This is a genomic window from Amycolatopsis thailandensis (genome assembly GCF_042723255.1).
In the GTDB taxonomy this organism is placed as follows: domain Bacteria; phylum Actinomycetota; class Actinomycetes; order Mycobacteriales; family Pseudonocardiaceae; genus Amycolatopsis; species Amycolatopsis thailandensis.
Map to the genome: position 1 here is coordinate 1 of NZ_JBHXJK010000184.1, position 13406 is coordinate 13406.

A 13406-nucleotide genomic window follows, 5' to 3' on the forward strand; every position below is an offset into this window, starting at 1 on the left:
GCAACGCTCAACGTTGCGAACGTGGCTTTCGCAACGCCCGAAACCGGCAGAGGGGCAAGCCAAGCACTCGCCACCTTTGCCCTACCCCTCAATAGCCCTCTTTGCCACTCACGACCCAACGCGGTGACCAGCACGCCACCCGGACACGCCTTACTTCTTCTTGGTGACCCAGATGGTGATGGTCGCGGTCACGACGGGCTTCCCGTGCGTGTCCGTGATCGTCACCGGCACGGGGAGCTCGAAACCCTCGTCGCCGAATTCCGGCAGCTCCGGCAGCTCCGCGACCGCGCGCAAGCTCGTCTCGGCCTTCGCCACATACTCGACCGTCATCCCCTTGGGGAGCCAGCGGTGTGTCGCCGGGACGGTCGCCTCGGCGAGCATCCCCATCGCGATCTCGGCGAGGTTGCATGCCGCGATCGCGTGAAAAGTCTTGATGTGGTTGTAAACACCCCACCACTTCGGGGAAGTCACCTCGCACCGGCCAGGGCCCAGTTCGCGCACCGACGGGAGCACCGTCCGGAAGTACGGCACACGCAGGCACATCGCCGCCGAGAACAGCTGTTTGCCGACCGGCTTCCCGGCCAGCCGGTTCCACATCGCGTAGGTCGGATTCTGCGCCATCACGGTCTCCTCATCATGTTACTCACCAGTAGCATAACCGGACCGCAGGCTATATTCGCAACGTGGCTCATCGGCTCTTCCTTCTCCGGCACGGTCAGACCGAGTGGTCCGTCAACGGACGGCACACCGGACGCACGGACATCCCGCTCACGACGGCGGGCGAAGGGCAGGCCCGCGCGGCGGGCGGCACCCTGCGCGCGGTCCTCGGCGGCAACCCGGCGCTCGTCCTCTCCAGCCCCCGCACCCGCGCGCTGCGGACGGCCGAGCTGGCCGGTCTGCGCGTCGACGAGGTCACCGAAGAGCTGGCCGAATGGGACTACGGCGACTACGAGGGCGTCACCACCCCCGTGATCCGGGAGACCGTTCCCGGCTGGACGGTCTGGTCACATCCGATCCCCGGCGGCGAAAGCGCGGACGACGTCAACGCCCGCGCGGACAAGCTGATCGACCGCGTCCGCGAGCCGCTCGCGAAGGGTGACGTGATCCTCGTCGGCCACGGTCACTTCAGCCGTGTCCTGGTCGCGCGCTGGGTCGGCCTGCCGTCGACGGCGGGCGTCCACTTCGGACTCGACCCGGCGGGCGTCGCGGTGCTCGGCGACGAACGCGGTGAGCCCCAGATCGAACACCTCAACCTGCTCCCCACGACGGAGGACTAGTGGCCGACGACCGCATCCGGCGGATCCGCGAGGAGGACGTCGACGCCGTCGTCCGGCTCGTCTACGACCTCGCCGAGTTCGAACGCGCCCCGGACGAGTGCCACCTCACACCCGAACAGCTGCGGACAGCGCTGTTCGGTGAGGCGCCGGCGTTGTTCGGCCACGTCGCCGAGGTCGACGGGGAGATCGTGGGCTACGCGCTCTGGTTCCTCAACTTCTCCACCTGGCGCGGCGTGCACGGCGTCTACCTCGAAGACCTCTACGTCCGCCCCGAGCAGCGCGGCTCAGGCCTCGGCAAGGCGCTCCTGGCCACGCTCGCGGCCGTCTGCGCCGAGCGCGGCTACGCCCGCCTCGAATGGTCGGTGCTGAACTGGAACCCGGCGCAGGGCTTCTACAAGTCGCTCGGCGCGGTGCCGATGGACGAGTGGACCGTCGACCGGCTGACCGACGAACCCCTGAAGGCGCTCGCCGCCCAGGTCTAGTCCCGTTCCTCGCGTTCGCGACGCGCCGCACTCGACGGTGCGCCGTCCGAGCACGCGAGTTCCGGCTTCAAGCACGCGAGTCACGTCCCCAAGCACGCGAGTGCGGCGTCACGGTGGCTAGGAGTCCCGTTCCTCGCGTTCGCGACGCGCCGCACGACCGGCGGCGCCGTCGCGTTCGGCGGCCTCTTCCTCGGTCTCGCCCTCCTGCAACCCGAGCGCCCACGCGCGCGACGGGCGGCGGAACAGCAGCACGAGGACGGCGACGCCGATCAGGCCCAGCGGCACCCCCCACAGCGGCTGCCCGGACGGGCCCGCGCCGTACCAGCCGACCCCGACCAGGATCAGCGCGACGACCACGCCGGGCGACCTCGCCCAGGTCTTCCCCAGCACCAGCCCGGCCGCGCAGGCCACCGTTCCGGCGGCGAGGACGAGATAGTAGGCGACCTCGGCCAGCAGGTTCTCCGGTCCGGCCTGGCCGTTGACCAGGAGCAGGACCGCGAACACGATCAGGGCGAACCCCGGCAGCGCGGTGATCACCCCGGCGAGGCGGACTTCACGGGGCGCGGGCGAGAGCTTGTCGGCGATGGACACGGCGAAACAGCCTTCCAGGCTTCCGGACACGGCGCTCCACCAGGGCGGGTCACCGTACGTGAGCACTTTCGATCGTATGCCACCCGGTCGGCCGGTTTCCCCGGACCGCCGTATGGGAAGAATTGGGAGTGTCGTCGATGAGCGGGCGGTCGGCCCGGGTGCACTTGTCACGACGGAGCTGTCATTCGTCGGCAGTGAAGGAGGGACGCCCGCCACAGGGGTCACAAGGTGCTGCCTCGAGGACGTCGCGCGGCTGAGCTTCGCGTCACGTGAAGCTCCCACCTTCGGGCAGAAGTCACTTACCCTGCGGTATGTGCGTGCCATCCTCGTCGTGAATCCCCAGGCAACCTCGACCACCGCCGGTGGCCGTGACGTGCTGGCGCACGCACTGGCCAGCCAGGTCAAACTCGACGTGGTGGAGACCGACTACCGCGGCCACGCGATGGCCGTGTCCCGGTCCGCCGCCCGTGACGGGATCGACCTGGTGGTCGCCCACGGCGGCGACGGCACGGTCAACGAGGTGGTCAACGGCCTGCTCGCGGACGCCGACGGCGATCCGGCGAAGGTCGGCGACGTCCCCATGCTCGGTGTCGTGCCGGGCGGTTCGGCGAACGTCTTCGCCCGCGCGCTGGGCATCGCGCACGATCCGGTGGAGGCGACCCACCAGCTCCTCAACGCCATCGAGAGCGACCGGAGCCGCAAGGTCGGCCTCGGGATCGCCGACGGCCATTGGTTCACCTTCAACGCCGGCATGGGCTGGGACGCCGACGTCGTCGGCCGCGTGGCCAAGCGGCGGGGCAAGCAGACCACCGCGGGGCTCTACATGAGGGCAGCGGTGGCGTCGCATCTGCGGCCGCCGCTCGGCCGCCCGCCCCTCACCGTCAGGATCCCGGGCGAAGAGCCCACCGAAGTGCTGACCGCTTTCGTGTCGAACACCGATCCGTGGAGTTACCTGGGGGACCGTCCGGTCCACCTGAACCCGGGCAGCTCGTTCGACACCGGACTGGGCCTTTTCGCGTTGAGCGGTCTGCGATTGCCCACCGTGTTCAAGCATGTACGGCAGGCATTGCTCACGAAGAGCGACCAACGCGGACGACGTCTCCTTCGTCACGATGACCTGCCGATGATCCGCATAGACGCTGCTGAACCGGTAAACTTCCAGGTGGACGGCGACCTCGTCGGCCAGCGGAAGAGGGTGGAGTTCTTCAGCGTCCCGGAAGCACTGACGGTAATCGTCTGACGACCGGACCGCTGATCGCCTGCGGCAAAGTACGACCTGCCGCTCATCGACGCAGAACCTCCGCTCACCGCATCGGCCTTCCCTTCGGAAGGCTGTTTCGGAACGAAACCGCAGGTCAGAAGCGTCGCTCGGCCGGGTGAGCTGACTCACCGATCTTCGGAAAACCCTTGTCGAAACGGGTGCTTCGTGAAAGCATTCACAAGCACCCAAAAAACGACCGCCATGACGACTATGGCGCGGAGTACCGCGCCATTATGAAGGAGCTCAGAAACATGGACTGGCGCCATGACGCTGCCTGCCGAGACGAGGACCCCGAGCTGTTCTTCCCGGTGGGAACCAGCGGTCCTGCTCTGTCGCAGGTGACTCAGGCGAAATCCGTGTGCCACCGCTGCACCGTCGCCTCCGACTGCCTGGCCTGGGCCTTGGCCAGCGGGCAGGACGCGGGCGTGTGGGGCGGGATGAGCGAGGACGAGCGACGCGCCCTGAAGCGCCGTCGTACGCACATCGGCACGCGTACTTCCGCCTGAGTTTTTCAAGACTCAGCACGCTTCACCAATAATCGAGCAAGACCCCAAGCTTCGGGAAGTTCCCGCGGCGCGATGGCTGCATGGCCCTGCGCCGTGAGGTGACACGTACCCGACTTGAGCTTAACAAGCGAGGCCGACACACCCTCACGGGGGTCTGGCTTCCAGGACTTTTTCCAAGTCCTCCCGCGGAACCGTTACAGGGCCGGCGCCATCTTCTCTTCGGGCGCCGGCCCTAAAACGTGTCCGGGTGAGACTGTCCACTGCGGATGACCACAAGGGACAGTCCACTCCGGACCGCGCTGATTCACAGCCGCCGGGACAACGGGATCCGCAAGGCCGCTTCCGTTCCGGCGCGCCGTCCGCCCGTCTCCTCGGGTTCCCCGCGCAGCCCGCGGATCGACAGCGAGCCGCGCAGTTCCGACTCCACCAGGGTCCGCACGATCTGCAAGCCGAGACCGTCGCTGCGTTCCAAGGAGAAACCCGAAGGCAGTCCGCGCCCGTTGTCGCGGATGACGACGTCGAGCCAGCGGGCCGACCGTTCCACCACGAGTTCGACCTTGCCCGGCCGCCCGTCGGGAAACGCGTGCTCGATGGCGTTCTGCACCAGTTCGGCGAGCACCATCACCAGCGGCGTCGCGATCTCGGCGACGACGACACCGAACGAGCCCGTGCGCGAAAGCCCGACCTGCGACTCGGCCGTCGCGACCTCACCGACCATCGGGAGGACGTTGTCGAGCAGCTTGTCGAGGTCGACCCGCTCGTCCACCGAGATGGACAGCGCCTCGTGGACCATCGCGATCGACGAGACGCGGCGCACGGACTCGCCGAGAGCGAGCCGCGCCTCCTCGCTGGAGGTCCGGCGCGACTGGAGCCGCAGCAGCGCGGCGACCGTCTGCAGGTTGTTCTTCACCCGGTGGTGGATCTCGCGGATGGTCGCGTCCTTCGACAGGAGGGCGCGGTCGCGGCGCTTCACCTCGGTGACGTCACGCACCAGCACCAGCGCGCCGGCGGCCTGCCCGGCGGGGCGCAGCGGCAGCGCACGGAACAGCACGACGGCGCCGCGGCGGGAGTCCGCCTCCGTGCGGCTGCTGGGCTTGCCGTCGAGCGCCTCGATGATCCGGTGCGACACCTCGGTCGCGTCGAACGGGTCACGGATGAGCGACCTGGTCAGCGGCGCGAGGCGCTGCCCGACGAGATCGGATTCGTGCCCCATCCGGTGATAGGCGGACAACCCGTTCGGGCTGGCGAAGACCACCGTGCCGGTCGGGTCGAGGCGGATCAGGCCGTCACCGACCCGCGGGCTGGTGTGCGTGTCCGTCTGGTTCCCCGGGCTCGGAAAGGTGCCGTCGACGATCATCTGGCACAGATCACCCGCGCTGCCCAGATAGGCGATTTCGAGCGGGCTCGGCACCCGCGAGGCCGCCAGGTTCGTCTCGCGGCTCAGGACGGCGATCACCGTGCCGCCGAACACCACCGGGATGGCTTCACGGCGCATCGGCAGGTCGCGATACCAATGCGGGTCTTCCTCGCGGCAGATCCGCACCTCGCGGCTCGCCTTGGCCAGCTGCGGGTGCTCGTCCACGGTGAACCGGGTGCCGACGACGTCCTCCGGATGGGCCGTCGGCGCCGTCGTCGGGCGGGCGTGGGCGACGCAGACGTAGTCGCCTCCGTCGGGTTGCAGCTCCTCCGAAACGGCGACCCAGAGCAGGAAGTCGGCGAAGGACAGGTCGGCCAGCAGCTGCCATTCGGCGACCACGGTCTGGAGATGGTCCGCGGCTTCGCCGGACAGGCCGGTGTTCTCCGCGAGCAGATCGGAAAGGGTGGACACGTCCCCATCCAAGCAGGGTGAGGGCCGCATGACACACTGGAGCGGTTGACCCTGGCCCAGCGGTGTCGTGTCACCCCGCGAGGGCCACTCGGACGAGGAGTGAAACATGTCGAAGCGCGCCCGCAAGCGTCGCGACCGTAAGAAGAACGGCGCGAACCACGGCAAGAAGCCCAACTCCTGATCATCGATCAGACAACGAAGGCCCCCGCACCGATCCGGTACGGGGGCCTTCGTGTGTCCTGAGCGGGCTACACAGTGCTACTCGAAGGTCTGCTCGATCTTGACCTCGGTGCGCTCGATCGTGATCGCGCCCTTGGTCTGCACGGTCTGGCGGATCGAGGCCCGCAGCCGGGACTTGAGGTCGTCCGGCGCGTGATCGCCACCGCACTTGCGGGCGAGCAGCTGCTTGATGTGCTCGTCGATGCCGTATTCCTCGAGGCACGGCGGGCAGTCCTCGATGTGCTTGCGCAGGGCGGCGTCACGCTCGGCGCTGCACTCCTTGTCGAGGAGCAGGTAGATGTCGGCGAGGGCTTCCTCGCACTTGACCTTGTCGTCCGCGCCGCTGCAGTAGTCGTCGGTCATCGCCCCGCCACCTCCTGCTGTTTGCCCGCGCGGATGAAGCCCCGTTCGCGGGCGACGTCGGCGAGCAGGTCACGGAGCTGGGCGCGGCCGCGGTGCAGCCGGGACATCACGGTGCCGATGGGCGTGTCCATGATCTCGGCGATCTCCTTGTACGCGAAACCTTCGACATCGGCGAGGTAGACCGCGAGGCGGAACTCCTCGGGCAGCTTCTGCAGCGCTTCCTTGACGTCGGCGTCGGGCAGGTTGTCCATCGCCTCGACCTCGGCCGAGCGCAGCCCGCTGGAGGTGTGACTCTCCGCCTTGGCGATCTGCCAGTCGGTGATCTCCTCGGTCGGCTGCTGCACCGGCTGGCGCTGACGCTTGCGGTAGCCGTTGATGTAGGTGTTCGTGAGGATGCGGTACATCCACGCCTTGAGGTTCGTACCCGCCTTGAAGGAGGCGAAGGCCGCGTACGCCTTCAAGTACGTCTCCTGGACGAGGTCCTCCGCGTCGGCGGGATTCCGGGTCATCCGCATGGCGGCCGAGTACAACTGGTCGAGCAGGGGCATCGCGTCCCGCTCGAAGCGCTCGGCCCGCGCGGCCGCCTCTTCGGCGTCCGTGCCCGTGTCCGGCGCGGGATTCTGCGTGCTCGGCAAACCGTTCCCTTCCCGATCGGCGTCGATGCGCTTGTGCGCATGAGACGTCGTCGAGTTTACGCGCGGACGGATCACCTGGCCGCCCGGCGTACGCGGGATCAGGATTCGGGGAGCTTCGAGTGTGGTGGACACGTGCCTTTCAACAGTGCGGCCCGGCCGGGCATTCCCGGCGCGCTCGTAGACTCCGCCCATGGCAGGCAAGGGAACCCCGGCGACGGCGCTGCTGGCGAAGCAGAAAGTGGCGCACGTTCTGCACGCCTACGACCACGACCCGCGGGCCGAGTCGTACGGCCTCGAAGCCGTCGAAGCGCTGGGGCTCGACCCCGCACGCGTGTTCAAGACCCTGGTGGCCGACGTCGACGGGAAGCTGACCGTCGGCGTGGTCCCGGTCACCGGGCAGCTGGACCTGAAGGCGCTCGCCGCCGCCGCGGGCGGGAAGAAGGCGAAGATGGCCGACCCCGCGGCCGCGCAGCGCGCGACGGGGTACGTGCTCGGCGGGATCTCGCCGCTCGGGCACCGGAGCAGGCTGCCGGTGGTGATCGACGCCTCGGCGGAGAAGTTCGAGACCGTGCACTGCTCGGCCGGGCGCCGCGGCCTGGAGGTCGAACTCGCCCCCGCCGACCTGGTGCGCCTCACCGGCGCCGTGGTCGCCCCGATCGCGGGCTGACCTCCCCGCGTTTCGTCCTCTGAACGCGGCGGCCGGGATGGTCGTGAGTGGCGATTCGGGTTCGAGCGGACCGGTATTTCCCTACCCACGCCTGAACTGGGCGAGTGGTGGCTCCGCGGCTGCCAGGGCGCGACGATGTAGGAATTGGGACGGTCAACGTCCCAATTCCTACATCGTCGCCAGGGACGCCCCGCCTTGGACCTTGATCAACGGAAGATTCGGGACGTGCACTGCCCCGACTCCCACACCAACCAGACCGAGCGTGGAAGATCCGGGACGTTCAACGTCCCAAATCCTCCACACTCGCCGGTCACACCAGTGGGTACCTAAATACGAGTCCGCCAGAACCCGAATCGCCACTCACGATCATCCGGCCCGAAGTGGCACTTTCGCGTGCCCGACCGGACGACACGTGTGATCAGATGGACGACACGCGTGACGGGATGGACGCCACACCGGCGGCCGGGGTCCCGTCGCGTGTCGTCCGCCTGGACACACGTGTCGTCCGCCTGATCACGCGTGCCGTCCATCCCGTCACGCGAAACCACGCGGGCCACGGGTCCTCGTAGCGTTCAGAGGACGAAACGCGGGAAGGCGGGTTCACCCCAGCGAGGGAGAGCGGTCAGTCCGCGGCGGGAAGATCACGCGCCCGCGCTCGGGAATCGTCGTCGGCAAGCGAACGACGACTCCTGAGGAGCGACAGATGACCGAGACCATGCCCGGCGTGCCGAAGTGGGCGAACCTCGCCGCCCACCTGACACTGCTGACGACCCTGCCGTCCGGGCTGTGGCGGATCGCGATGGGCCTCGGCGTCCCGGTCGGGTTCACCGAACAAGGGCTGAGCGAGTTCGGCATCCCCGGCTGGGGAACGGCCTACGTCTTCGGCCTGAGCCTCCTCGCCGAGGGGCTCGCGTTCCTCACCCTCGGGCTCGTCCGGCCGTGGGGCGAGGTGTGGCCGCGCTGGATCCCGGGGTTGCGCGGCCGGAGGATCCCGCCGCTCGCCGCGATCGTCCCGGCGGCCGCGGGCGCGATCGCCTTGACCGTGCTGGGTGTCCAGGCCCTGCTCCGCCGGGCGTCGGCCGGTGCGTCGATGCCGCCGGGGACCTGGGAGGACTCGCCGGTCTACGGCGTCGTGATGGCCGTCTGTTACGCGCCGCTGCTGCTCTGGGGTCCGCTGCTGGCCGCGGTCACCGTGCACTACGCACGGCGACGGCTTTCAAGCGAGCGGCCGCAGCACACGCTCCAGCCACTCGGCGGCCGCGCGTGACACGCCGTCGAGGTCGGCGCTGAGGTTGTGGTCGCCCTTGAGCACCACGATCTCGTGATGCGGCCCCGCCTTGGGCAGGCCGAACGGGTCACGCTCGCCTTGGACGACCAGCGTCGGGACCTCGACGGCGTCCAGTTCACCTTGCCGGGTCTTCTCCGGCTTCCCCGGCGGATGCTCGGGGAAGGCCAGGCACAGCACCGCCACCGCCTGCCCCGCCGCGGCGGTCCGGCACGCGACGCGAGCCCCGGACGACCGGCCGCCGAACACGATCGGGAGATCGTCGAAACGCTCGGAGATCTCGTCGGCCACGGTCAGCCAGGCGGTGTCGAGCTGCGTGGCGGGAGCGGGCGCGCGACGGCCCGCCACCCGGTACGGCTGTTCGACGAGCGCGACGTGCACGCCCGCCGCCTGCGCCGCCCGCGTGACCGCGACCAGGTCCTTCGCGCCGATGCCGCCGCCCGCGCCGTGGCCGAGCATCAACACGGCGGTGCCCTCCTCGGCACAGTGCAACTCGGCCCGCGCGGGACCGTAGGCGGTGTCGATCTCCAGCGTCGTCATGAGCCGGGCGCGTCGAAGAGCGCGCTTTCGGCGACGGGCTCGACCCGGTCCAGCAGCTCGGGGCCGTTGTTGCGGACGCTGTTGACCAGGCTGGACACCGGGCGCAGCTCGATCGTGTCGACCAGGTCCACCGGAGGCGGGACGAGAAGGTCGGTGACGTCGGGCAGGTCGGGGTCGAGCCAGGTGTCCCACTTTTCGCGCGGCATCAGCAGCGGCATGCGGTGGTGGACGTCGGTGAGCCTGCCGACCGAGTCCGTGGTGATCACCGAAAAAGTGATCAGCGGGTCCGCGTCCTTGTCGTCCTTCGGCCGCCAGGTCTCCCAGATACCGGCGAAGGCGAGCGAACCGTCATCGGGTCCGGTCATGTAGAAGGGCTGCTTTTCCTTGCCGTCGCGCCGCCACTCGTACCAGCCGTCGGCGGGGACCAGGCACCGCCGCGAGGAGACCGCCTTCTTGAAGGACGGCTTCTCCTTGGCGGTCTCGGCGCGCGTGTTGATCATCTTCGAGCCCACCCCGGGGTCCTTCGCCCAGAACGGGACCAGGCCCCAGCGCATCGTCCGCAGCGACCGGACGGTGGGCTCGTCTTCGAGCACCGCGCCGTCGGCGTCACGCGGGTGGCGTTGCACCACGGTGGGGACGACCTTGGTCGGCGCCACGTTGTGATCGGTCCGGACCCGGCCCTCGGTCAGGTCCACCGCGGCGAATTCGTCGATCAGCGCCGCGGGGTCCTTGGTGGCGGCATAGCGCCCGCACATGCGAAAACCTCCCTAATCGACAGTCATCGTTACACGCCGGCCGGGCGATGGCGAGCAGCATGGGATCATTGTCCCGCGGTGTTCGGAGAGCAGGAGGCGGTTTGGCGGGCAAGGACTGGCGCAGGCTGGACGAATCCGACGTGCGGATCCGTCCCGGCAAGGGCACCAGGCCGCGCAGCAAACGTCGTCCCGAGCACGCGGACGCCTCCACGGCGATGGTCATCGGGAAGGACCGCGGGCGCTGGACCTGCGCGATCGACTCGGATCCGGAGCGGGTCGTCACCGCGATGCGGGCCCGTGAGATGGGCCGGGTCTCGGTCGTCGTCGGCGACACCGTCGGCATCGTCGGCGACGTGAGCGGCAAGCCGGACACCCTCGCCCGGATCATCCGGGTGGAGGAACGCTCCAGTGTGCTCCGCCGGACGGCGGACGACACCGACCCCTTCGAACGGGTGGTCGTCGCCAACGCCGAGCAACTGCTGATCGTGACCGCGCTGGCCGATCCCCCGCCGCGCACCGGCTTCATCGACCGCTGTCTCGTCGCCTGCTACGCGGGCGGCCTCGAACCGGTCCTGTGCCTGACGAAGGCCGACCTCGCGAGCCCGGACGAACTCCTCTCCGGCTACGCGGGTCTCGACATCCCGGCCGTGGTCACCCGCCACGACGAGCACCCCGAGGAGCTGACCGGCAGGCTCAAGGGCCGGGTCACCGCGCTGGTCGGGCATTCCGGCGTCGGGAAGTCCACTCTGGTCAACCGGCTGGTGCCGGACGCCGATCTGGCGACCGGCGTGGTCAGCGCGGTCGGCAAGGGCAGGCACACGTCGGTCGCGGCGGTCGCGCTCCCCCTGCCCGGTGGCGGCTGGGTGGTCGACACGCCCGGTGTCCGTTCGTTCGGACTGGCGCACGTGACCGCCGACGACATCGTGCTCGCGTTCGAGGAGTTCGCCGCGGCGGCCGAAGAATGCCCGTCCGCCTGCGGGCACCTCGGGCCGCCTTCGGACCCGGACTGCGCACTCGACGACGTCGTCACCGAGGGTGACGCCAGCCCGGAACGGCTGGAGTCTCTGCGCCGCCTTCTGGGGTCCCGAGCCGGACATGAGGACGATCGGTAACTATTTCCGACCAGGAGCGATACCCCGTTCGGATTAGATCAACTTTTTCTGAGGGGTCCTCTTGAAGCGCGTAACCATGCTCGCCGCCGTCACCACGGCCGCCGTTCTGGCGCTGTCCGCGTGCGGTGCCGAGAAGCAGTCCGGCGCGGCTGCTCCCGCTCCTTCCGAAGCGAAGAGTTCGCTTTCGTCGCCGCTCGGCGACCCGATCCAGCTCGCGGCGCTGAGCCGCGAGAGCACCAAGAAGGCCAAGTCGTCGAAGGTCACGATGGAGACCGTCGCGGGCGCCCAGAAGAGCACGGCGTCCGGTGAGGGCATGTACGACGGCGAGAACAGCAAGCTCGCGATGGTCATGGACAGCGACGGCAAGAAGCTCGACATGCTGTTCATCGACAACGCGCTGTACTTCAAGCTCGACGCGGAGGACAAGGCCGAGCTGAAGACCGACAAGGCGTACGTGAAGATCTCGCCCGACGGCCAGGACCCGCTCTCGCAGCTGCTCGGCAAGATGATGTCGAAGGCCATGAAGGACAGCGACCCGTCGCGCATCCTCGAGCAGGTCTCGCAGGCCGGGAAGATCACGAAGTCGGACCAGGTCGAACTGAACGGCGAGCAGACCAACCACTACGTCATCGAGGTCGAAGCCGAGAAGGCCATCGCGCTCATCATGGGCGAGGTCGGCATCCCGCTGCCCGCCGAGACCGTGAATCAGCTCAAGGCGAAACTCGCGGGCAAGAACGTCGTGATCACCACCGAACTGTGGCTCAACGCCGACCAGCTGCCGGTGCAGGTCGTCTCGGACTCGACCGCGTTCGTGAAGGCCATGGGCGCCCCCGGTGGCGGTGTCGCCAAGACCACGGTCAAGTACACCGACTGGGGTGTTCCCGTGAGCCTCACCGTCCCGCCCGCCGACCAGGTCGGCGACATGGCGGAACTCGCGAAGCAGGCCGGCGGCCGGTGATCCGCACTACCTTCAAGCTCACCGCGGTGGCCGCGGCCCTGACCCTGCTGGTCACGGGCTGCGGCACCCGCCCGGCCGAGAACAAGGCCGAGGACAAGGGTGGCGAGCTCGCGCTGGCGACCCCGTTCACCGACGCGCTCGGCCTCGTCGAGGCCGCGAAGCAGGGGACGCGAAAGAGCAAGTCCTCCAAGGCGACGCTCGACGCCACCCGCGACGGCGCCAAGGTCACGGGCACTTTACTGGCGTACTACGACGGTGCCGCCTCGAAAATCGAGGCGAACCTGACCATCGACGGCGAAGCCGGCACTCTGCGCCTGGTCGACCAGGCCCTGTTCGTCAAACTTCCCCCGGCCGAGAAGGTCCAGCTCAAGACGGACAAGAACTGGGGGAAGATCGACCTGAACAGCGAGGACCCCCAGACGAAGGCCATGGGGAAGGCCCTGCGGAAGTCGTTCGAAATGGGCGACCCGGCGAAGCTGCTGGAACTGGTGGAAAAGACCGGCCGCATCGTCAGGTCGGAGCAGACCCAGCTGGACGGCGTCCCGGTGAACCACTACTTCGTCGAGTTCGACGCCAAGAAGCAGTTCGACCTGTTCTTCGGTGAGGACCTCCCCGCCGAGCAGCGGGCGAACATCGAGAAGCGGCTCGAAGGCAAGGATCTGCGGATCCCGGCCGAACTGTGGCTCAACGCCGAACAGCTTCCCCTGAAGATGACCATGGACATGACCTCGTTCGCGAAGTCGGTGGGTGGACGCGAGAACGGCGAGTCCAAGTCGACCTACACCTACAGCGACTGGGGCACGCCGGTGGACGTCGTTCCGCCTCCGGCCGCCGAGGTGGGCGACTACGCCGAAATGACGAAGCAGGGAATCTAAACCCCCTGATGCGCGTGAAGGCCCCCTTCCCTCTGCTCAGCCGAGGGAAGGG

At 68.6% G+C, this 13406-nt stretch carries 17 protein-coding genes; 10 read left to right on the forward strand and 7 right to left on the reverse strand.

What is annotated here, in order from left to right:
* Nucleotides 1-150: 150 nt before the first annotated feature.
* The gene (locus tag ACFWMR_RS39260; protein ID WP_093939347.1) at nucleotides 151-621 is read right to left on the reverse strand and encodes a hotdog fold domain-containing protein; all 471 of its coding nucleotides are present in this window, start codon (nucleotides 619-621) and stop codon (nucleotides 151-153) included.
* Between the two features lie 62 nt (nucleotides 622-683).
* Between ACFWMR_RS39260 and ACFWMR_RS39265 the strand changes: the two genes are divergently transcribed.
* Together ACFWMR_RS39265 and ACFWMR_RS39270 are read left to right on the forward strand one after the other, a co-directional pair.
* A complete protein-coding gene (locus ACFWMR_RS39265; RefSeq protein WP_093939348.1) occupies nucleotides 684-1277 on the forward strand; it encodes an acid phosphatase in 594 nt (197 codons plus the stop codon).
* Nucleotides 1277-1759 (forward strand): GNAT family N-acetyltransferase, encoded by a 483-nt coding sequence (locus tag ACFWMR_RS39270; RefSeq protein ID WP_378382063.1) that lies wholly within the window; start codon nucleotides 1277-1279, stop codon nucleotides 1757-1759. Before ACFWMR_RS39265 ends, ACFWMR_RS39270 begins: the two co-directional genes overlap by 1 nt.
* A 117-nt stretch (nucleotides 1760-1876) precedes the next feature.
* On the opposite strand, the gene ACFWMR_RS39275 is transcribed toward ACFWMR_RS39270, so the two are convergent.
* Complete coding sequence (locus tag ACFWMR_RS39275) at nucleotides 1877-2416, reverse strand: hypothetical protein (RefSeq protein WP_378382064.1); 540 nt, start codon at nucleotides 2414-2416, stop codon at nucleotides 1877-1879.
* 247 nt (nucleotides 2417-2663) lie between these two features.
* Here ACFWMR_RS39275 and ACFWMR_RS39280 point away from each other — a divergent pair, with 247 nt between their 5' ends.
* Nucleotides 2664-3590 carry a diacylglycerol/lipid kinase family protein gene (locus tag ACFWMR_RS39280; RefSeq protein ID WP_093939351.1) on the forward strand — a complete coding sequence of 309 codons (927 nt, stop codon included), beginning with the start codon at nucleotides 2664-2666 and terminating at the stop codon, nucleotides 3588-3590.
* Between the two features lie 272 nt (nucleotides 3591-3862).
* A complete protein-coding gene (locus ACFWMR_RS39285; protein WP_026466945.1) occupies nucleotides 3863-4117 on the forward strand; it encodes a WhiB family transcriptional regulator in 255 nt (84 codons plus the stop codon).
* Nucleotides 4118-4421: 304 nt separating this feature from the next.
* Here the strand turns inward: ACFWMR_RS39285 and ACFWMR_RS39290 are convergent, their stop codons facing one another.
* The gene (locus ACFWMR_RS39290; protein WP_093939352.1) at nucleotides 4422-5945 is read right to left on the reverse strand and encodes a sensor histidine kinase; all 1524 of its coding nucleotides are present in this window, start codon (nucleotides 5943-5945) and stop codon (nucleotides 4422-4424) included.
* Nucleotides 5946-6051: 106 nt separating this feature from the next.
* On the opposite strand from ACFWMR_RS39290, the gene ACFWMR_RS39295 reads away from it, so the two are divergent.
* Nucleotides 6052-6126, forward strand: a complete 75-nt coding sequence (locus tag ACFWMR_RS39295; RefSeq protein WP_369299112.1) for a 50S ribosomal protein bL37 — start codon at nucleotides 6052-6054, stop codon at nucleotides 6124-6126.
* A 77-nt stretch (nucleotides 6127-6203) separates the two neighbouring features.
* Here ACFWMR_RS39295 and rsrA read toward each other — a convergent pair whose 3' ends face one another.
* A complete protein-coding gene (gene rsrA, locus ACFWMR_RS39300; protein ID WP_093939353.1) occupies nucleotides 6204-6527 on the reverse strand; it encodes a mycothiol system anti-sigma-R factor in 324 nt (107 codons plus the stop codon).
* Nucleotides 6524-7162 (reverse strand): sigma-70 family RNA polymerase sigma factor, encoded by a 639-nt coding sequence (locus ACFWMR_RS39305; protein ID WP_026466946.1) that lies wholly within the window; start codon nucleotides 7160-7162, stop codon nucleotides 6524-6526. The genes rsrA and ACFWMR_RS39305 overlap by 4 nt, the downstream gene beginning before the upstream one ends.
* A gap of 190 nt (nucleotides 7163-7352) precedes the next feature.
* Here ACFWMR_RS39305 and ybaK point away from each other — a divergent pair, with 190 nt between their 5' ends.
* On the forward strand, nucleotides 7353-7829 hold the full coding sequence (gene ybaK / locus ACFWMR_RS39310; protein WP_093939354.1) for a Cys-tRNA(Pro) deacylase: 477 nt from the start codon (nucleotides 7353-7355) through the stop codon (nucleotides 7827-7829).
* A gap of 703 nt (nucleotides 7830-8532) precedes the next feature.
* Nucleotides 8533-9096, forward strand: a complete 564-nt coding sequence (locus tag ACFWMR_RS39315) for a hypothetical protein (protein WP_378382065.1) — start codon at nucleotides 8533-8535, stop codon at nucleotides 9094-9096.
* Here the strand turns inward: ACFWMR_RS39315 and ACFWMR_RS39320 are convergent.
* Nucleotides 9046-9654: an alpha/beta hydrolase family protein gene (locus ACFWMR_RS39320; RefSeq protein ID WP_378277212.1), complete on the reverse strand. Its 609-nt coding sequence runs from the start codon at nucleotides 9652-9654 to the stop codon at nucleotides 9046-9048. The genes ACFWMR_RS39315 and ACFWMR_RS39320 overlap by 51 nt on opposite strands.
* Nucleotides 9651-10409 (reverse strand): SOS response-associated peptidase, encoded by a 759-nt coding sequence (locus tag ACFWMR_RS39325; protein ID WP_378382066.1) that lies wholly within the window; start codon nucleotides 10407-10409, stop codon nucleotides 9651-9653. Before ACFWMR_RS39325 ends, ACFWMR_RS39320 begins: the two co-directional genes overlap by 4 nt.
* Nucleotides 10410-10510: 101 nt before the next feature.
* Here ACFWMR_RS39325 and rsgA point away from each other — a divergent pair, with 101 nt between their 5' ends.
* From rsgA to ACFWMR_RS39340, 3 genes are all read left to right on the forward strand, one after another.
* The gene (gene rsgA, locus ACFWMR_RS39330) at nucleotides 10511-11521 is read left to right on the forward strand and encodes a ribosome small subunit-dependent GTPase A (RefSeq protein WP_093939358.1); all 1011 of its coding nucleotides are present in this window, start codon (nucleotides 10511-10513) and stop codon (nucleotides 11519-11521) included.
* Nucleotides 11522-11582: 61 nt separating this feature from the next.
* Nucleotides 11583-12479 (forward strand): hypothetical protein, encoded by an 897-nt coding sequence (locus ACFWMR_RS39335; RefSeq protein ID WP_378382067.1) that lies wholly within the window; start codon nucleotides 11583-11585, stop codon nucleotides 12477-12479.
* The gene (locus tag ACFWMR_RS39340; protein ID WP_378382068.1) at nucleotides 12476-13354 is read left to right on the forward strand and encodes a hypothetical protein; all 879 of its coding nucleotides are present in this window, start codon (nucleotides 12476-12478) and stop codon (nucleotides 13352-13354) included. The genes ACFWMR_RS39335 and ACFWMR_RS39340 overlap by 4 nt, the downstream gene beginning before the upstream one ends.
* The last annotated feature ends 52 nt before the right edge of the window (nucleotides 13355-13406 follow it).